The 19,848-nt window shown below is 59.6% G+C and carries 16 protein-coding genes and 1 pseudogene; 8 read left to right on the top strand and 9 right to left on the bottom strand.

The window, feature by feature from the left end:
* Positions 1-160 precede the first annotated feature (160 nt).
* A complete protein-coding gene (locus tag FP026_RS27945) occupies positions 161-2,671 on the top strand; it encodes an SIR2 family protein (RefSeq protein WP_149637819.1) in 2,511 nt (836 codons plus the stop codon).
* 303 nt (positions 2,672-2,974) lie between these two features.
* On the top strand, positions 2,975-4,039 hold the full coding sequence (locus FP026_RS27950) for a D-alanine--D-alanine ligase family protein (protein WP_149637820.1): 1,065 nt from the start codon (positions 2,975-2,977) through the stop codon (positions 4,037-4,039).
* Between the two features lie 19 nt (positions 4,040-4,058).
* Here FP026_RS27950 and FP026_RS27955 read toward each other — a convergent pair whose 3' ends face one another.
* Positions 4,059-4,406: a CAP-Gly domain protein gene (locus FP026_RS27955; protein WP_149637821.1), complete on the bottom strand. Its 348-nt coding sequence runs from the start codon at positions 4,404-4,406 to the stop codon at positions 4,059-4,061.
* A gap of 350 nt (positions 4,407-4,756) precedes the next feature.
* Between FP026_RS27955 and FP026_RS27960 the strand changes: the two genes are divergently transcribed.
* The 4 genes and pseudogenes from FP026_RS27960 to FP026_RS27975 all read left to right on the top strand — a co-directional run bounded on the left by FP026_RS27960 (position 4,757) and on the right by FP026_RS27975 (position 8,815).
* The gene (locus tag FP026_RS27960) at positions 4,757-5,956 is read left to right on the top strand and encodes a four-carbon acid sugar kinase family protein (protein ID WP_149637822.1); all 1,200 of its coding nucleotides are present in this window, start codon (positions 4,757-4,759) and stop codon (positions 5,954-5,956) included.
* Positions 5,953-6,969: a 4-hydroxythreonine-4-phosphate dehydrogenase PdxA gene (pdxA, locus tag FP026_RS27965; RefSeq protein ID WP_149637823.1), complete on the top strand. Its 1,017-nt coding sequence runs from the start codon at positions 5,953-5,955 to the stop codon at positions 6,967-6,969. Before FP026_RS27960 ends, pdxA begins: the two co-directional genes overlap by 4 nt.
* Before the next feature lie 403 nt (positions 6,970-7,372).
* Positions 7,373-7,845: pseudogene (locus FP026_RS27970) on the top strand (VOC family protein).
* Between the two features lie 226 nt (positions 7,846-8,071).
* The gene (locus tag FP026_RS27975) at positions 8,072-8,815 is read left to right on the top strand and encodes a metallophosphoesterase (protein ID WP_149637824.1); all 744 of its coding nucleotides are present in this window, start codon (positions 8,072-8,074) and stop codon (positions 8,813-8,815) included.
* A gap of 52 nt (positions 8,816-8,867) precedes the next feature.
* Here the strand turns inward: FP026_RS27975 and FP026_RS27980 are convergent, their stop codons facing one another.
* From FP026_RS27980 to FP026_RS28000, 5 genes are all read right to left on the bottom strand, one after another.
* Positions 8,868-12,026 (bottom strand): efflux RND transporter permease subunit, encoded by a 3,159-nt coding sequence (locus FP026_RS27980; protein ID WP_149637825.1) that lies wholly within the window; start codon positions 12,024-12,026, stop codon positions 8,868-8,870.
* Between the two features lie 22 nt (positions 12,027-12,048).
* The gene (locus tag FP026_RS27985) at positions 12,049-13,197 is read right to left on the bottom strand and encodes an efflux RND transporter periplasmic adaptor subunit (protein ID WP_149637826.1); all 1,149 of its coding nucleotides are present in this window, start codon (positions 13,195-13,197) and stop codon (positions 12,049-12,051) included.
* A 59-nt stretch (positions 13,198-13,256) separates the two neighbouring features.
* Positions 13,257-13,865: a TetR family transcriptional regulator gene (locus FP026_RS27990; protein WP_149637827.1), complete on the bottom strand. Its 609-nt coding sequence runs from the start codon at positions 13,863-13,865 to the stop codon at positions 13,257-13,259.
* Positions 13,866-14,097: 232 nt separating this feature from the next.
* The gene (locus FP026_RS27995) at positions 14,098-14,577 is read right to left on the bottom strand and encodes a hypothetical protein (protein ID WP_149637828.1); all 480 of its coding nucleotides are present in this window, start codon (positions 14,575-14,577) and stop codon (positions 14,098-14,100) included.
* 117 nt (positions 14,578-14,694) lie between these two features.
* Positions 14,695-15,126 (bottom strand): OsmC family protein, encoded by a 432-nt coding sequence (locus FP026_RS28000; RefSeq protein WP_004117925.1) that lies wholly within the window; start codon positions 15,124-15,126, stop codon positions 14,695-14,697.
* Between the two features lie 326 nt (positions 15,127-15,452).
* Here FP026_RS28000 and FP026_RS28005 point away from each other — a divergent pair, with 326 nt between their 5' ends.
* Both FP026_RS28005 and dgoD read left to right on the top strand, forming a co-directional pair.
* Positions 15,453-16,262, top strand: a complete 810-nt coding sequence (locus tag FP026_RS28005) for a FadR/GntR family transcriptional regulator (protein WP_149637829.1) — start codon at positions 15,453-15,455, stop codon at positions 16,260-16,262.
* A gap of 31 nt (positions 16,263-16,293) precedes the next feature.
* Positions 16,294-17,442: a galactonate dehydratase gene (dgoD, locus tag FP026_RS28010; RefSeq protein ID WP_092712672.1), complete on the top strand. Its 1,149-nt coding sequence runs from the start codon at positions 16,294-16,296 to the stop codon at positions 17,440-17,442.
* A gap of 325 nt (positions 17,443-17,767) precedes the next feature.
* Here dgoD and FP026_RS28015 read toward each other — a convergent pair whose 3' ends face one another.
* From FP026_RS28015 to FP026_RS28025, 3 genes are read right to left on the bottom strand one after another with little or no spacing between them, the layout of a single operon-like run.
* Positions 17,768-18,484 carry a Bax inhibitor-1/YccA family protein gene (locus FP026_RS28015; RefSeq protein WP_149637830.1) on the bottom strand — a complete coding sequence of 239 codons (717 nt, stop codon included), beginning with the start codon at positions 18,482-18,484 and terminating at the stop codon, positions 17,768-17,770.
* Positions 18,485-18,506: 22 nt separating this feature from the next.
* Complete coding sequence (locus FP026_RS28020) at positions 18,507-19,274, bottom strand: anti-sigma factor family protein (protein WP_149637831.1); 768 nt, start codon at positions 19,272-19,274, stop codon at positions 18,507-18,509.
* Positions 19,261-19,800 (bottom strand): sigma-70 family RNA polymerase sigma factor, encoded by a 540-nt coding sequence (locus FP026_RS28025; protein WP_149637832.1) that lies wholly within the window; start codon positions 19,798-19,800, stop codon positions 19,261-19,263. Before FP026_RS28025 ends, FP026_RS28020 begins: the two co-directional genes overlap by 14 nt.
* Positions 19,801-19,848 lie beyond the last annotated feature (48 nt).

Consider the following 19,848-nt stretch of genomic DNA (forward strand, 5'->3'; position numbering starts at 1 on the left):
GACGATTGTAGCTTCGCCAAAGAAGAAGGTTGGCCCATTCCCACTGTTCGCGATTTTTCGAATTTCACCACCTGTGGACGCGGGTAGTAAAATCAACAACTCCATAGGCAAAAGGCGAGATTGCGGCTACCACTAATATCAAACCGTATTGGGGGGGCGCATGTTCGAGATTAATGAGCACGATGGTAACCTTCTCCTGAAGGCTATAAACGACGGTAACGCGGTCTTATTGCTTGGAGCAGGGGCATCTGCCACCTCGCTGAATGCGCAGGGACAGAAGGTTAAGCTGGGAAAAGCTCTTGCGGGTGAACTTGCAGGAATGGCGGGGCTACCTTACGCCGACGAAGATTTACCGGACGTAATTCAAGCCGTTCGCCCCAGGGTAAGCGAGCTACAGCTTCATCAGTTATTTCGAAAAGAATTCACTCGGATAGTTCCCGCCGCCGAATTTCGTGAGCTTTTTCAGTATAGTTGGCGCCGCTTATATACGTGGAACATTGATGACGCGATTGAGAACATTCAGTCTTCTGCGCAGAGTCGGCGTTATTACAATGGACTTATTGACAGAGTAGCTGTCGATGAAGGAATCGAGTATCTTCACGTAATCCACCTACACGGCGAGGCTTCCAAACCGGAACACGGTTTTATATTTGGACCTTCCGAATACAACCGACGGCTTAACAGCGATAAGCATGATTGGTATCGACAAGCAGCTTCCGATTATGCAGCGTATGTGCCGATATTCATTGGCAGCACTCTAAAGGAGCCCATTCTTTCAGCGGAACTCGATCGCGCACGTCCAAATACGGATTCATCTCTGGGCACGGCTTTTCTGATCACGCCGGATGAGTTCACCGCTCTCCAAAAAGCTGCGTATCAGGCTCGAAATATTGTTGTTGTGCAGGGGACACTTGCTGATTTTACCGACTGGCTTCGCGGAGCCATTAGTGGCGGCTTGAGCCCGCTGCAAATTAGCAAGAAAAGAAACACATTCACCGAAACCCTCGCATCGAGAATCACGCCTACACGGGCAGAAATTAGCACCGCCAATTTCATTCGGGTTCAGACTTGGCAAGATGCGAAAAGCAAAGCGGAAGAACTTCAAGGGTTGAAGCGGCAACGTGCGGCCCGAGCTTTCCTCGAAGGAGAACCTCCAAGCTGGCAAATCGCCGCAAGCGACATACCAGTTTGGCTTACCGCAACCGGTGAGTTGTACGCCGCACTTTCGTCCTCCATTGACGCTGGAGATCGAATATTTCTTGTATATGGCCAATCCGGCAGTGGCAAAACGACCGCACTTCTCCAGGCACTACTTCGATATGTTCAAGAGCATGACGGAAGGGGTGTCTACGAACTAAAAGGCGAGGTGAGATCCCTACGTGCATCCCTTGAACTAATCTCTCGGCTTCACAAAGACGATCACGCCATAGTCTACATCGGTGATGCTTTCATTTATGGTGACGCGCTTAGCGAGGATGCTTTAGCCCTTCCGCGAGGTAGAATAACCCTCATCACAAGTGCGCGATCACACGAATGGCGTCACCATATTGAGCGGCGCGTTGGAGATTTTACGACACCGTTCGAATTCCAGCGATTTGTAAAGAAAGACCATCCGCCCCTCATCGAAAGGTTACTTGAATACGTTCCGTCGCCTAGTTTCCTAAAAATGAGCCCTAACGAGAGAACGCAGAAGCTGGCAACCTCACAAGAGCAACTGCTAATAGCGTTGAAAGAGGCGACATCTTCCGAGAAATTCACGAAGGTGATCACGGACGAGTATGAGCACCTGCCGGACAACGACACCAAAGCACTATTTCTAATTGTCGGACTCGCAACTATCTCACGGACTGGAATCTCCGCTGGCGTAGCGCGGGAATCATACAATAGGCTTCGAACGGAATTGTCGTTCGACGGCGCTATGCGTCAGTTGGAAGGTATTGTGAGTACGAACTCAACAGGGCGTCTGGTCGCACGTCACGAGTTATACGTTCGACATATTCTGGAGAACGTCGCGGACTTTCCAGCCATTATCGACGCCGCTGTCGAGACCCTTCGAACTTATACAAAATATGCCCTACCCATTGTAAAAAACGTAGATCGATTGGATGGCCTGCTTTTCAAATTCATACTCAATCACAATTTCATCGGCGAATTAGCTCGTCGGCGAAACGAGGTTGAAGAAGCCTTGCGGGTATTCCAGAGTTTTGAGATCGATTTTCAGCTTGATGGTCATTTCTGGCTGCAGTACGGGCAATATCTTGCGATGTTCGGAGAACTTGAACCGGCTTTGCGTGCCTTGGAGAAGTCAATAGCAGCCTACCCTGAGAATATTTTTGCGGTTCATGCTTTAGCCGACCTCCAACTGAGAGTGGCAATCACGCGCGATACTTTTGACGCAACCACCGTTGCTTTAATCGGCGATGCGGTGGAGACATTAGAAGGTCTTCATGCTGCACAAGGTATTGAGGCAGATTTCTATCCAATCGTAACGCTTGCCGATAGGCATGTGTCCGCCCTGATCAAGCACGGTCAGCAGAAATCCGCCTTGTCTGCCGCGCAGCGATATTTCCGACTAATAGAGTCGATGCGACGTACTGATTTGCAGATAGATCGGGCAAGAGAGCGGCTAGCCCATTACATTACGCATGGCACATGGGAAAAAGGCCAGTAGTCGCAAAATGGCCACTCGCAGCATCACAGGCGCCGAAAGTCCAGGCGCTAGAATTCATGGCTGCAGTTATCCCGTCGATGTTGCTAATATTGATGTCGCTGATTTTCAACCCAGTAGGCTAAAGGCTTCAACTCAACTCCTCGTCCACTCCGTGCAGACCCGGGGCAAGGGGAACCGTAGGAGGATGGAACGCCAACATGTTCTTGTGACAGCACACCTTAAACCCCCACCCCAATTCCGCTGCAATCCCCCGTTTAAAACCTTCTCCCATCACATCCATCCTGCCCCGGGAGAAACGCCTCAATGTCGAAACTACGCGTCGCCGTTCTGTTTGGCGGTCAGTCCACGGAGCATGAGGTTTCCGTCATGTCGGCCCGCAATGTCGTCAAGGCGATCGATGGGGTGCGATACGAGATCGTGCCGATCCTGATCGATCGCGCCGGGCGCTGGCTGCTGGTGGAGGAAAAGGGCGGCGTGCTGCCGGAGCCGATTGCCTATGAGGGCACGGAAGTCTGCCTGGTTCCGGGCGGCAACGGGCGGCTGATGGCGCTGGAAGGGTCTGGCGCACGCGCGCTGCCTGCGGTCGACGTGCTGTTCCCGGTGCTGCATGGGCTGAACGGCGAGGATGGCTCCATTCAGGGCCTTGCCCAGATCGTCGGCCTGCCGCTCGTCGGCTGCGGCATTCTGGGCTCGGCCAATGCGATCGACAAGGATATGGCAAAGCGCCTGCTGCGCGAAGCCGGCCTGCCAGTGGCCCGCTCTGTCACGCTGACGCGCGGCGAAAAGCCTGATTTCGCTGAGATCGCGGGCGCGCTCGGCTCGCCGGTCTTCGTCAAGCCTACCCGCCAGGGATCGTCGGTCGGGGTCAGCAAGGTGCAGGATGCCGCAGGGTTCGAGAGAGCGCTTGCCGAGGCCTTCCGGCATGACCGCAAGGTGCTGGTGGAAGAATTCGTGCGCGCCCGCGAAATCGAATATGCGGTGCTGGAACAGCCTGACGGTACGCTCTTCGTCTCCGTGCCGGGCGAGATCACCACGGCTGCGACCCACGGTTTCTATTCCTACGAGGCGAAATATCTCGATCAGCATGGCGCCGTCGTCACCGTGCCGGCGCATATTCCGGCCGAGACGGCAGAAGTAATGAAGCGCATGGCGGCGGACGGTTTTCGCGCGCTCGGATGCGAGGGGTTGGCGCGCGTCGATTTCTTTCTGCGGCCGGATGGCAGCGTTGTCATCAACGAGATCAACACCATGCCGGGCTTCACCAATATCAGCATGTATCCCAAGGCCATGGGCGCTTCGGGCATCCCCTATCCGGAGCTCATCAGCCGCCTGATCGAGCACGGGCTTGCGCGGGCGCGGCAAGCCTAGCTCGCCATGCCCTCCAGCGTCAGACCTTTTCCTTTTTCCTGGTCTTGACCTTGGGCTCGACAGGCGCATCCGGCATCGGCGCGAGCAGCTTTCTGAGCGAGGCGATCTTGTCCTTCACCAGCGGACGGAAGCGGCTGGCGCGATAGGGCATGTCGGCGGCGCCATAGCCTTCCGGGCCGTCGTCGTTGCCGCGATGGATCTCCTCCAGCTTCACGCCGATGAAGGTACCGTCGACATAATGCGTGTATTCGCCGACCCAGCGGATGGTGTAGATCGTGCCCTTGCGGATCAATTGATCGATGCTGACATGCTTGAATTTGTCATCGATGCAGACGACCTTCTGCCCCACATGGAAATCGTAGCTCACCCTGCCCTCCTTGAAGCGGCCGAAACAACCGCCGTGTCGTTCAGATACAAGCATAGCCGCATATGCACAGCCGAGTAAACGCGGGCTGAGGTCGCAGCCGCGATCGATGAAACGGTGGGGCAGTCGCATATGAGGTGAGATCGTTGCCGCGCAACCCCTTCTCCCCTGGGGGAGAAGGTACATGCGGCACCGGCCCGCTCCATATCCGGTAGCCCTACATGAATCGGTGACAAAGCAACCCGTTGACATCCCTCATGGAAGGCTGAAGATTGCGCTTCGTACGAGCCCGCAAGGCCTCACCTCCATTCCCATATCCGATACCCGCAAGGCCGCTGAAGGCTTCTCCGCCAATGCCCACCCTCCGCCTCATTGCCGACGACTTGACCGGCGCGCTCGACACCGCAGTCGAATTCGTCGGCGTCTATGGGCCGATCGCAGTGGAACGCAGCGATGCGCTTGCCGCAAGCCTGCCGGATTGCCTTGCGATCGACAGCGGCACCCGCGAGAAGACCGCTGCTGAAGCGGAAGCGATCGTCCGCAGCATTGCGCCACTGCTGGAGGGTGCCGATCTCGCCTTCAAGAAGGTGGACAGCCTGTTTCGCGGCCCCTGGGCGGCGGAATTGGCCGCCTGCTTCCGGCTCGGCTACTGGCGGCACTGCATTCTCGCGCCGGCTTTTCCACATCACGGCCGGTATACAAGGGGCGGACGGCAGGTGCTTTATGCCGGCAAGGACGCCTGGCGCGATGTCAGCGGCGATCTGGTCGCGCATTTGAGGGCAGAGGGATTGCCGGCCTTCAACACGGCGCTTGACCAGACCTCCGTCGATGGCGCAGAAAACCAGCCCATTCCCGATGGCATCCATGTTTTCGATGCCCATACGGACGACGATCTGGATGCCATCATCGCATGGGGATCGTCACAGCTGGAAGGGCCGGTTCTCTGGAGCGGCACCGGCGGTCTCGCCCGCGCTTTGGCACGCAATATCGACCGGGCAACGCATTATCTGCCCCGCGCCGAAAAAGACGCAAACGAAAGGCGGCCTGCCCCAGCCGTCCCCATCTCGCGCAGGCTGCAAAGGCCGGTGCTCGGCCTGTTCGGCTCCGATCAGCCGATCACGCTCGCGCAACTCCAGGCTTGCGGTCCCAATTGGCTGAAGCTTGCGGAAGGCGCCGATGCCGATGCCGTCGATCATCAAATCCGGCAAAGCGGTGTCGCCATGGTCAGCCTCGACCTGCCGACAGGGCTTGAACGCGATGATGCGGCAAGACGCATTGCGGCGAGCTTCGGCGGCATGGCCAAGGCGCTGTCGGCTCCAGGCACATTGATCGTCGCCGGCGGCGAGACCCTGCGCAATCTCTGCTCGGCGCTCGACGTGTCAGCCCTCAGCATCACCGGTCAGGCAGCGCCGGGCCTGCCCCGCTCGACGATTGTCGGCGGACCCTGGCAGGGGACCACAGTGATCTCCAAGTCAGGCGCATTCGGCGGCCCGACCCTGTGGCGCGACCTCTTGAGTGAAAACGGGCTGATTGCCGGAGGAGAAGAACCATGACGCGGCATCTGGCAATCACCATGGGTGACCCCGCCGGCATCGGCCCGGAAATCATCGTCAAGGCTGCAGCGCGACTCAGAGATAGGCTTGATGACGGTAAGCTGAAACTGACGATCATCGGCAGCGGCCCTGCCCTGCGGCTCGCCGAGCAACAGCTTGGCCTCGATATCGAGATTCCGGAAGCTGAGATGGAGGGCGACTGGCCGAACCTCTGCTTCATCCAGGCCGATGCCGAGGGAGAGCCGATCCTGCCGGGCCGGCTTTCCGCCGATGGCGGCCGCATGGCCTTCAAGGCGATCGAAAAGGGCGTTCAGCTCGCAATATCAGGCAAGGTCGGCGGCATCGTCACGGCACCGCTCAACAAGGAAGCGCTGAACAAGGCAGGCTTCCATTATGCCGGCCATACCGAGCTTTTGGCCGAACTCACCGGCGCCCGCGGCTCTGTCATGATGCTGGCCCACGGCAATATGCGCGTCAGCCACGTCACCACCCATGTCGCGCTGGAGGATGTGCCGAAGCGCCTGACGCCCGAACGGCTGCGGCTCGTCATCGACCTCACGCACAAGGCTCTCAAAAACCTTGGCATCGCCAGCCCGAAGATCGCGGTGGCGGCGCTCAATCCGCATGCCGGCGAAGGCGGTCTCTTCGGCCGGCAGGATATCGATATCTCCGCGCCAACCATCGCCAGGGCCGTGTCCGATGGGCTTGATATCGTCGGCCCCGTTCCTGGTGATACCGTTTTCGTCAAGCTGCGCGCCGGCCAATACGACGCCGTCATCGCCATGTATCACGATCAGGGGCATATCCCGGTCAAGCTGCTCGGTTTCGAGATTGACCCGGCGACGGGCAAGTGGATGGATCTTTCCGGCGTCAACATCACGCTCGGCCTGCCGATCGTGCGCACCTCCGTCGACCACGGCACGGCTTTCGACATCGCCGGCAAGGGCATCGCCAACGAACGCAGCCTGATCGAGGCGATCGAATTCGCGGAGAGATTGGCGACGAGCGATTGAGCTTGGTGTTGCATCGGCCAAATACCTCTCTCGCTTATCGCACCCCTGATACCCCCCTCTGTCCCTTTCGGGACATCTCCCCCACATGGGGGAGATCGTTGGGAGTATGTCGCCCGTTTCAGCTAAAAGAACAAGAACACAGGAATAGGCAAATTTAATGCTTGCTTGAGGCAGGAAGGTGCCGCGAGTTACCAATCTCCCCCCATGTGGGGGAGATGTCCCGAGAGGGACAGAAGGGGGTAGCGCGCCCTCCACGAGTTCACAATCGATATCTAAAAGACAATTCTACCCGCCTGCATCGCGTTGAAAGGCATTTTTCAAAGCTCGATGTCGGCATCTCGCTTTTTCAAACGTCCTCTGGCCGCCCAGCTACGAAGAGAGCTATCCGAGAGAGGAGTACCAAATGTCCAAGATTGCCCCATGCCTGTGGTTTGCACGCGAAGCCGAGGAAGCAGCGAATTTCTACGTTTCGCTCTTCCCGGATTCCAGAATTGATCATGTTCAGAAGAATGTCGTCGACACGCCGGCCGGAAAGTCCGATCAGGTTCTGGTCGTCGGCTTTACGCTTGCCGGCCAGCGCTTCATGGCGATAAACGGCGGCAGCCGCGTCGAGTTCACCCATGCGATCTCGCTGGAGGTCGATTGCGCCGACCAAGCTGAAGTCGACCGGCTCTGGAACGGGTTGACTGACGGGGGAGCGGCCGTTCAATGCGGCTGGCTCAAGGATCGCTACGGCATTTCCTGGCAGATCGTGCCGACCGTGCTCGGCAAATATATCGCCGATCCGGATCCGGCCAAGGCCGCTCGCGTCATGCAGGCCATGATGGAGTGGTGAAGCTCGATATTGCCGAGCTCGAGGCCGCCTATCGCGGCTGAGCGACCATTCAGGGGATTGCGTCATGGGCGTGATCCCCGAAGGCGTCCTGAAATTCCCTGCAATTTCAGCGGTTCAGACCAATGCCGCTGCCCGTAAGACTTGCGGCAGGACGATGCGTGGAATACCGTCCAATAAAGACTCGTCAAAGTCGGGTTTCGATACCATTTCAAGCAATTGGACTGCCGCGGCCATTCAGGCACGACCCGGCGGGAAACGGTCGATTTCATGCAGCAGCAACGGGACCGCATCGATCTCACCGGACGCGATTATACCGCGATCTATGCACTGAGCGATATTCATGGCTGCCACGACGAGATGGCGGAGGCTGAAAGGCGCATCGTTGCCGATGCCCGCTCCCTTCCCGGCCGAAAGCTTTTGATGTTTCTCGGCGACTATGTCGATCGCGGCCCGCGCTCCAGCGACGTGCTGGCGCATCTCAGCGCGCCGCCGCCGGAAGGCTTCGACCGCTACGCGCTTTGCGGCAATCACGACGATGTCTTCCTGCATTTTCTCGATGATCCCGACACCAATGTCCATTGGCTCGAATTCGGCGCGCTGCCGACGCTCGCCTCCTATGGTATCGATGCCAGACACGTTCTCTTCGACCTTGGCTATAGCATCCAGCAATTGCGCGACATGACGCTGAAGGCAATGCCGCCAGCGCATGTCGATCTGCTGCGGTCGCTCGCCGCGGCCGTCACGTTCGGCTCGACGCTCTTTGTTCATGCCGGCATCAGGCCCGGCATTCCCTTCAGGGATCAGACGGACGAGGATTTAATGTGGATCCGTGAGCCCTTCCTGTCGGAAGGGCCGCGACTGCCGCTTCTGGTGGTCCACGGCCATACGCCTGGCTCCCATCCGACTTTCGGCATAGGCCGCATCGGCATCGATACGGCCGTTTCGATGGGCGGAAGCCTGACGATCCTCAAGATCGCCGATGGTAGGCAGACGACCCTGCCGCCGATCTGAACAACCCGAACGAAAATCCCGGCCTGAAGCCGGGATTTATTTTTCAGGTATCCTACTCCGCCGCCACGGCCGGTGGCAGCCGGATCGTATTCTGCTCTTCTTCGTCGATCTGCTCCTTGGCCTGCGGCTCTGCCGACTTGTGCTTCGGCTCGCGGCCGAAGAACAGGGCGTAGCCGGCGGGTAGAACGAAGATCGTCAGCACGGTGGCGACCAGAATGCCGCCCATCATGGCGTAGGCGAGCGGCCCCCAGAAGACGCCGCGCGAGATCGGGATCAGCGCCAGCACGGCCGTCAGCGCCGTCAGCATGATCGGCCGGAAACGACGCACGGCCGAGCCGATGATCGCTTCCTTCCGGTCCATGCCCGCCGCGATATCCTGGTCGATCTGGTCGACGAGGATGATCGAGTTGCGGATGATGATGCCGAGCAACGCGATGACGCCGAGGATCGCGACGAAGCCGAAGGGCGCGCCGCTGATCAGCAGGGCACCGGCCGCACCGATGATGCCGAGCGGGCCGGTGGCGAGCACCAGCATCGCCTTGCCGAAATGCTGCAGCTGCGCCATCAGGAGCACGACGATGATGACGAGCATGATCGGCGCCTTGGCGGCGATCGAGGCCTGGCTTTCGGCGCTGTCCTCGGCGCCGCCCTGGATCTCGATCTTGTAGCCGGCCGGCAGGCTGTTCCTGAGATCGGCCATGTCGTTATAGAGCTTGGCCGTCACATCGTTCGACTGCACATTGTCGGGCAAGGTCGCCCGCACGCTGATGGTCGGCAGACGGTCACGGCGCCATTCTATGCCCTGCTCCATCACGGGCACGATCTTGGCAACCTGCGACAGCGGCACGAACCCGCCGCTATCGGTTGGAATGTAGACCGAATTGACCGAGGTCAGCAGATGACGGCTCGCGTCCGGCTCACGGGCGACGATCCCGACGGTTTCCTCGCCTTCGCGATAATTGTCGAGCGTGAAGCCGGACATCGAGGCCTGCAGCATCTGGCGGATGCGCTGCGAGGTAACACCGAGGGCGCGGGCACGATCCTGATCGATCACCAGCTTCATGGCCGGCACCGGCTCGAGCCAGTCGTCATGGATGGCGCCGAGCAGCGGGTTCTGGGTAAAGCGCTGCTTCACCTCGTCGGCAATATGGCGAACCTCTTGCCGGTCGGGACCCATGACGCGCAGCTGCACGGGCCAGCCTGTCGGCGGACCGAGGAACAGGCGGTCGACCTTGCCGCGGACCGACGGGAAATCCGCCGCCAGGATGCCGCGCATCTTGGTGATCAGACGCTCGCGGGCCGGCTCATCCTTTGCCATGACCAGCATCTGGGCATAGTTCGGGTTGGTAAGCTGCTGATCGAGCGGCAGGAAGAAGCGCGGCGCGCCCTGCCCGACATAGGTGGCGATGAAGCGCTTGTCCGGATCGTCGGCCATGCGGGCTTCCAAAGCCTGGGCCTGGCGCTCGACTTCCTTGATGCTGGTGCCCTCGGGCAGCCACAGGTCAACGAGAATTTCCGGACGCGACGACTGCGGGAAGAAATTCTGCGGAATGAACTGGAAGGACCACAGGCTACCGACGAAGGCGGCGAGCGTCAGGAGCAGTACGATGACGCGGTGGCGCACGGCCCAGGTGACCGACGACCGCAGGCGGCGATAGAAGCGCGTGTCGAACACGTCATGATGCTCGCCGGCATGGTGGCGCTGCTTGAGGATCATGTAGCCGAGCCATGGCGTGAAATAGACGGCCACGAACCAGGAGACCACGAGCGCGATGCCGACCACATAGAACAGCGTGCGGACATATTCGCCTGCTGTCGACGCCGCAAAGCCCACCGGAATGAAGCCGGCTGTGGTGATCAGCGTGCCCGTCAGCATCGGGAAGGCGGTCGAGGAATAGGCGAAGCTCGCGGCATCGAGCTTCACCAGCCCCTCCTCCAGCTTGCGCTCCATGAGCTCGACCACGATCATGGCGTCGTCGACAAGCAGGCCGAGCGCGATGATGAGCGCGCCGAGCGAAATGCGCTGCAGGTCGATGCCGAACTCATACATGATGGCGAAGGTCGCGGCCAGCACCAGCGGAATGGCAATGGCGATCACGAGGCCGGAACGCCAGCCGATCGACAGGAACGAGACGATCAGCACGATAATGAGAGCTTCGCCGAGCGCATGCATGAATTCGCTGATCGCGTCGGTGACGACATCAGGCTGGTTGGCGATCTGATCGACCTGAACGCCGACCGGCAGCGAGGCCTCGAAGCGCTTGTAGGTTTCCTCTACCGACGTACCGACATCGGTCACCTTATAGCCGTTGGCCATGACGACGCCGAGCTGCACGCTTGGATGGCCGTTATAGAGGAACTTGGCTGTATAAGGGTCCTGCAGCCCGGCGGTGACGGTGGCGATATCGCCGAGACGAGTCACCTGGCCGCCGGCGTTGAGCCGCAGGTTCTTGATATCCTCGATCTTGTTGACATCGCCTTCGACCGAGATGCGCACGGAGCGCGTGCTGGTATCGACGGTGCCGGCCGGATCGACATTGTTCTGGCCGACGATGGCATTCTTCAGGTCGTTGAGCGTCAACCCACGCTCGGCCAGAACCTTGGAGGAGACGTCGATATAGATCTGCTCCGCCTGGTCGCCGATGATGGTGGCCTTCTCGACACCGGGCGTCGAAAGCAGCATGTCGCGGGCCTGGATGGCGAATTTCTTCAGCTCCGGATAGGTGTAGCCGTCGCCGCTGATCGAATGCAGCGTGATGAAAGTATCGCCGAATTCATCGTTGAAATAGGGACCGAGCAGGCCGGACGGCAGCTCGTTGCCGATATCGCCCACTTTCTTGCGGATCTGGTAGAAGGCGTCCTTCACCTGAGCGGTGTTGGTGTCGCCCTTGATCTGGATGGTGGTGATGGCAAAGCCGGCGCGGGTGTAGGATTTGACCCAATCGAGATGCGGCGTTTCCTGCAGCTTTCGCTCGATCTTGTTGACCACCTGGTCTTCCATGTCCTGCAGCGAGGCGCCGGGCCACACGGTCTGCACAACCATGACGCGGAAGGTAAAATCCGGATCTTCCTTCTGGCCCATATGGGTCAGGCCGAGCGCGCCGGCGATGATGATGAGCCCGAACAGGAACCGCGCAATGCTCGGATGGGCAATCGCCCAGCGCGACAGGTTGAAACGCTTCCTCTCGCCGGAGGTGCTATTGATGGACATGATCTCGTCCCCTCGATCCGGGTCAGCGTACGATATCCGCCGAGGCGGCTTTGGTGTCTGCGGAGGCTTGCTGAGCGCCAGCGCTCGGAAGCTTGACCTTCATGTTCTCGGTCATGAATTGCGTGCCGGCGGCAATGACGACATCGCCGGTTTTCAGGCCATCGGCGACGCGCACGCCGTCATCGGCGAAATCGGCGATCTTGACGGCGCGGGAATGGACGGTGCCGGCATTGCGGTCGACGAGCCAGACGATCTGCTGCCCATCCTTCTGCGCAATAGCGCTAAGCGGAATGGAAACGTAGGGTTCCGTATTGTCGGCCAGCGCTTCGATCGTCGCGGTCATGCCGAGCAACACGCGCGGATCGTTCGGCAGGCTCACGCGCACCGCAAACGTGCGCGACTGATCGGCGCTGCCGGATACTTCCCGCACCTTTCCATCGAGCACGAGAGCCGAGTCGGACCAGAAGCGTGCCTTGACGTCCTTGCCGACCTTGAATTGGGCGATGTCCATTTCCGGCACGGCGACCTGCACCTCCTTCTCGCCATCGACCGCAACGGTAATGACGGGCGTGCCGGAGCTGACCACCTGGCCGACATCGGCATTGATAGCAGTCACGATGCCGTTCATGTCTGAGGTCAAGCCGGCATAGGCGACCTGGTTCTTGGCCTCGGTCAGTGCCGATGCCGCGGAATCGCGCGTCGAAACGGCCTGTTCATAGGAGAGTTCGGCCTGTTCGAGCTGCGATTTGGAGGTGACGTTCTTGTCGAAGAGCGTCTGCGCACGCGTGCGGGCAAGCTCGGTCGTCTGTACCTGCTTTTCCGCCGAATCCAGATCGGCCTGCGAACGGCGCACCGAAAGGACATAATCGGTCGCGTCCATGCGGGCGAGGACGTCGCCGGGCTTTACCCTCTGGCCGATATCCACCTTACGTTCGACGATCTTGCCGTTGACGCGGAAGCCGAGGTTCATCTCGGTCCGGGCGCGCACGACGCCGGAATAATCAAGCTTGCGCGTCGTGTCGGCTTGAGCGATTTCAACGACCTTGACCGGCCGGACCACCTCCGCCGTCTCCTCTTTCTTCTCATTGCAGCCCGTAAGCCCAAGCCCGAAAGCGGCAAAGAGAGCCGCGCCGGCAATGGTCCGTAAAGTGTTGGTCGTCAGCGAAACCATGTCGCTCTCCTAAAGTCGAACAAAGAGTACGAGCACGCCGGCCATCCGGATGCACATTGTTATTTCTTCAAAGCCCTGATGACGAACTCGATGATATCCTCGGGCTTGGCCTGGTATGTCTTGCCAAGGCACTGCGCCACCATTTGCGGATGACAGAGATCGACGGTCGCCGCACCGAAGCACTTGGCTGCAATGCCCGGATCCTGTTCGGCGAACTCGCCAGCGGCAATCCCCTCAGCGATGATCTCGGCGACCAGATCCTGGATACGTTCGATATGTTTTTCGATGACATGCCAGTCGCGCTCTATGGCGACAATGACCATCTCGTGAACCTTCTGCTCGTCGAGCATGGCCTCCAGCGTCATCCTATATTGGGCCATGAGATAGGCCCGCAGCCGATCGGTGGCACTGATGGGCTGATTGCGGATGGCGAGAGCCATCTGGTAGCTCTGGCCGAGCATACGCCCACAGATAGCCTGATGGATTTCCGTCTTGGAACCGAAGAAACGATAGATATTCGCTGTCGACATGCCGAGATCGCGCGCAATATCGGCTACGTTCGTCTTGCTGTAGCCATAGTGGCGAAACAGCCTTTCGGCGGCGTCGAGAATGCGCGTGATGTTTTCCTGGCGGGCAGGATCGGCGCTAACGTCGGAAAGATCGAGCATGAGCAGGCCTAATGGTTTTACGAGTGACGATTTTCAATTTTCGTCACTCGTAAACCATTAGAGCGCCGATGTCAAGAAACCCGCCTACAACCACAGGCGGTTTTTCAGATGCTATACAATAAACCGAGAATGCGCCGAACAACTTGAAACAAGAGTTAAATCATCGACAACGCTCCTCGCGGAACGCAGCGAAAGTGTCCGGCATTTTGTCGCAGCAGCGAAAGTCGCCTGCTCAGGCGCTCATAAGCGTCGGATGAAAGCGGCGAAGGCTGAAAAAGCCGACGAACACAATCACCACCAGCAGCGCCACCTGCGCAGCCAATATCGACGGCTCGTTGCCATTCGGCGCCAGCGCATTAAGCACCGATATCTTCTGGAACGACTGGACGATCAGGACCAGACAGTTGAAGAACAGCAGAACCAGGGCCCCGATCACGAAGACGGGACGCCAGATGCCGGCAAGATGAAACACGTAGCGCGCCAGCGCCGTTGGAATGAAGATGAGAAGACAGATAGTACCGACGATGATCGCCGGCGTGACACCGTGAAACGGAAACAGAAAGCCCGTCAAGCTGGTGAGAACAGTGGTCAGCATATAGACGAGCGTCGATCGATTATGACGGTTGCCCGTGAGAAACCCCTGGGCCACGACAATGCCGCTGATGATGGCAATCAAGCTTATGACAACATGAATTAAGAGAATTCCAGACATTCGCCTCTCTCCTTGAGCACCGCATTTCGTTGGAAATGACAGCCCAATGCCCGAGTGCGGAATATATACGAAACGCGCCGCGCCAGCCAGCGCGACGCGAAAACCTGAAATTGCGGCCTAGGCGGCGTGAACTTCCAGGGAAATCGGAACGGAAGCCAGCGCCTTGGAAACCGGGCAACCCGCCTTCGCCTTGTTGGCAAGCTCGGTGAAGGTCGCCTCGTCGGCGCCGGGGACCTTGCCTGTCAGCGTCAGATGGATCGCGGTGATGGCAAATCCGCCTTCGACGCTTTCAAGCGTGACCTTGGCCGTCGTCTCCATGCTTTCGGCGGTGAAGCCCGCCTCATTCAGGATCAGCGACAGGGCCATGGTGAAGCAGCCGGCATGCGCAGCGCCGATCAGCTCTTCCGGATTGGTGCCGGCAACGCCTTCGAAACGGCTGGCAAAGCCGTAAGGGTAATGATTGAGCGCGCCGCTTTGCGTCGAGATCTGACCCTTGCCGTCCTTCAAACCGCCGGACCATTGGGCCGAACCTGTACGATTGATCTGCATGTCGTCCTCCTTGTCGTTGAATGAATTGGAAAGCGGAAGCCGCCTCCCGTGATGATCGACGGCAAGCGGCTTGGCCACCTGCACCGACACCATAATCCTTCTATCCGCCGAAGACGACGCCGCGGTAACAGAAGCGGCGTCGATCCGGGCAATTGCGGACTCCTAAAATCATCATACAAGAATATTGCCAATGTATGATGATTATCGTATCATGATTTCAGCATGGCCGTGAAAGATGGCCGGGCATCGCCTGCATGAAAGACCCGCCTGCCTCTGACCGAGGGAGATATTCGGGAAAGCATGCGAAACGGTGTGGAGGAGATAGGGTGGAATCGCTCGAAAGACAGGGGCTTGCAAAACAAGGACATGGCTCCTCAACGCGGCCGGCGCGCCGTCCGCGCGTGCGCAAAAACGTGACCGCCGCGATCGCCGAAGACATCTGCGCCGAACGCTATCTCTCCGGCTCGACCCTGCCGCGCGAAAACGACCTCTGCGAAATGTACGGCGTCAGCCGCACCGTTATCCGCGAATCCCTCAAGGTGCTGGAATCCAAAGGCCTCGTACGCGGCAAGCCGCGAATCGGCACCACGGTCTGCGACAAGGACGACTGGAACATTCTCGACCAAGATGTGCTGGGATGGATGGGTCCCTTTATCGCCGATTTCGACATTCTCGGCTCCATTCTGGAGGCGCGCCGCACCATCGAACCCGCCGCCGCCGAATATGCGGCCGAGCGCGCCACCGCCCGCGAAATTGCCGATCTGGAGAATGCATGGCAGCAGATGCGCAACAGCGGCGATGATCCGGAAGGCTTTACGGAGGCCGACGTGACCTTCCACAACGTACTCCTGAGCGCCAGCCACAATCAGGTCTTCCGGCGCCTGTCCAGCGCCATGCATGCCGGTCTCAAATATGCACTCCACGCCTCCAACGTCGCCGCCCATAGCCGCGACGAGGCGATCGCGGTTCATGGCGAACTGGTGGAAGCGCTGCGCCTGCGCGACCGCGCCGCCGCACGCGACTGCGCTCACCGCATGCTCGATCTTGCCGCTCGCGATCTCGCCGTCGAACGACGGCCGGACGAAGGCCGGAAAACAAATCCCGAAACCCCGAGATCTGCGGCCTCGCGCCGCTGACGCAACCCAAAGCCCAAACGGAATCATTCCCATGAAAATCACCAAGCTGACGACCTATATCGTTCCCCCGCGCTGGCTGTTCCTGAAGATCGAGACCGACGAAGGCATCGTCGGCTGGGGCGAGCCGGTGGTCGAGGGGCGCGCGCTCACCGTTCAGGCGGCCGTGCACGAGCTGGAAGACTATCTGATCGGTAAGGATCCGTTCCTGATCGAGGATCACTGGAACGTCATGTACCGCGCCGGCTTCTATCGCGGCGGCGCTGTTCACATGTCGGCGCTTGCCGGCATCGACCAGGCGCTGTGGGACATCAAGGGCAAGGCGCTCGGCCAGCCGATCCATTCGCTGCTCGGCGGCCAGGTACGCGACAAGATCAAGGTCTACTCCTGGATCGGCGGCGACCGTCCCTCCGATGTCGCCAACAATGCCAAGGACGTGGTTGCCCGCGGCTTCAAGGCGATCAAGCTCAACGGCTGCGAGGAAATGCAGATCGTCGACACCTACGACAAGGTAGAGAAGGCTGTCGAAACCATCGCCACCATCCGCGAGGCGATTGGTCCCTATATCGGCATCGGCGTCGATTTCCACGGCCGCGTCCATCGGCCGATGGCCAAGGTGCTCGCCAAGGAGCTGGAGCCCTACAAGCTGCTCTTCATCGAAGAGCCGGTGCTTTCGGAAAATCGCGAAGCGCTGAAGGAAATCGCCAATCATTGCTCGACACCGATCGCGCTCGGCGAACGCCTCTATTCGCGCTGGGATTTCAAGTCGGTCCTGTCGGACGGCTATGTCGACATTCTGCAGCCCGACCTCAGCCACGCCGGCGGCATCACCGAATGCCGCAAGATCGCCGCCATGGCCGAAGCCTATGATGTGGCGCTCGCCCCGCATTGCCCGCTCGGCCCCATCGCGCTTGCCGCCTGCCTGCAGGTCGACGCCGTCAGCTACAATGCCTTCATCCAGGAACAGAGCCTCGGCATCCACTACAACAAGGGTAACGACATCCTCGACTACATCTCCAACAAGGAGGTGTTCCAATATGCCGATGGCTTCGTCTCGATCCCGCAGGGTCCCGGCCTCGGCATCGAAGTTGACGAAGCCTATGTCATCGAGCGCGCCAAGGAAGGCCATCGCTGGCGCAACCCCGTATGGCGTCACGAGGACGGCAGCGTCGCCGAATGGTAAGACCACCCCCCTCTTCTGACGGACGGGAAACCGCATATCTCCAATGATGAAAGGCCCGATGGCAGCAGATTTGCGCTATCGGGCCTTTTCTTTAGATGGTGCTCTCTTAGTCCGGCACCTTCCCCTTTGCCGCCTGGCGGCGAATAACGCTGCACATCCGGTGTGCGGCTCTCCCAAAAAAGGTTGCGCCTGCAGTATCGGCGCAGATACTGCAGGCGCGTCATGCGTCTCAACAAGCCCCCAGGGAGACGCATTCCTGGAGCATGATCACCGAAGGCGTGGAGTGCCCTTCAGCTCAGACCATGCTCAAGCAGACAATTTCGAATTACTCCCGTTCACCCGTGAAGTTCAGCAGCAGCTGGAAGATGTTGACGAAGTTCAGGTAGAGCGACAGGGCACCGAAGACGGCGAGCTTCTGCTGCGATTCCTGATCATGGTTTTCGGCATACTGTTCCTTGATGTTCTGCGTATCCCAAGCGGTCAGGCCGACGAAGACGACGATACCGATCACCGAGATGGCGAACTGCAGGGCGCTCGAGCCCAAGAAGATATTGACGATGCTGGCAATGATCACGCCGAACAGACCCATCATCAGGAAGGAGCCCATGTTGGAAAGGTCACGCTTCGTCGTATAGCCATAAAGGCTGGTCGCTCCGAACATGGTCGCGGCGATGAAGAAGGTGCGGGCGATGCTCGTTCCGGTGAAGACCAGGAAGACCGAGGCCAGCGACAGGCCCATGACCGCGCAGAACGCCCAGAACATCATCTGTGCCGTGCTGGCCGACATCGACTGGATGCGGAACGAGAAGAAGAACACGAAGGCGAGCGGCGCCAGCATGACGACCCACTTCAGCGGGCTCTGGAAGATCGGCACGTAGAGCGCCGGCGTCGTGCCGACGATCAGCGCGACGATTCCCGTCACGACAAGGCCGATACCCATGTAGTTGTAGACGCGCAGCATGTGCCGGCGCAGCCCTTCGTCGAAGAGCGCCTGAGAGCCGGCGGCGGCTCCGTAGCCGTATCGCGGATTGGTCGGGTTCATGGTCGTTCTCCTTTAATCCAAACTAGTAGAGGCTGCGGGCAAGCTTTTCGGCATCGCCGTCAAGCTGACCCGCCTGGCCATTGCCGATCAGCGCATAGGCGACTTCGCCGATCTGCCAGTAGGCAGCCTGGACATCGTCACGCTTGATGTGACTGACATCCTGGACGGCGAATGTGCCCGGGCGGACGGCGAAAAGTGATAAATGCCCGTCCTTGCCAGCATCAACCATCATTTCGACGCTTGGACCGAACTCGGACGGATAGATCTGGGCGTCGGTGACGCGCCAGCCACCCGGCAGCTCCGGCAGGACGATCGCCGTCGAAGCGCGGATTTCCTCGGGATTGTAATTCACGACCGACTGCTGCTTGATCTCTTCGCGCACGGCCGTTGTCTTGTAGGCGCGCACCGCATCGTCGACAAAAGCCGGCGGCCGTGTGGACGCGCTGACCTCGCTTGCCGTGAAAGCGCCGAAGGATGTATGCGCGACCCAGCCGGTCGTCACCAGCACGGCGATGGCGGCAACCCGCTGGAAGGAGCCCAGCATGCGCCCGTAGACCAGCCCGCGCTCCAGCCGCCGGGCGGCTTCGCGCGTTTCAGCCCGGACTACATGGCCTTCTCCGGCCAGCGCCATGCGCAGTTCGCCGCGGATGCTCATATCAGCCATCACCTTGGCCGCGATCTCGGGGTGCTCAGAGAGGTAGGACTCCACCTCGACGCGGCGCGCGAGCGTCAGCTCGCCATCGACATAGGCATCGAGATCGGTATCGATGATCGGATCAACGATTTTCATTGCCGCCCCCCTCGATAAGCCTGAGATGGGAAACCTTGGAGGTAGCCTCCTCGAAATGGCGCAGCGTCGCGCGAGCCCGCGCGATACGGGACATCAGCGTACCGACAGGAATGCCGAGCGCGGATGCCGCCTCCTGATAGGAGAGATCCTCGATCGCCACGAGATGCAGCGCCTCGCGCTGCTCCTCGGGCAGGTTGAAGAAGGCTTCGCGGACCTGGCTCAAACGCACCGTATGATCCTGCGATGCTGGCAACATCGGCTCGAGCTCGGCCGCAGCCTCCTCGTGACGGCGGTTCTGCGATTTCGTCTGGCGCAGACGATCGATATGCACATTGTGCAGGATCGACAACAACCAGGTGCGCAGATTGCCGTCACGCCTGAAGGATGCCTTGCGCTCATAAGCCTTGACCAGCGCGTCATGCACCAGATCTTCGGCCTCGTCCGCATTGCGCACGAGCGAGCGGGCGTAACGTCTCAGCGAACCGAGCTGCCCCAAAACATCGAATGTGCGTCCTTTGCGTTCCATACCCCTATATACGGAAGCACTCCGGATTCTATTCCATCGCCCGACGAA

This window comes from Martinezella tropici (assembly GCF_008370325.1).
GTDB classification, from domain to species: domain Bacteria; phylum Pseudomonadota; class Alphaproteobacteria; order Rhizobiales; family Rhizobiaceae; genus Rhizobium; species Rhizobium tropici_B.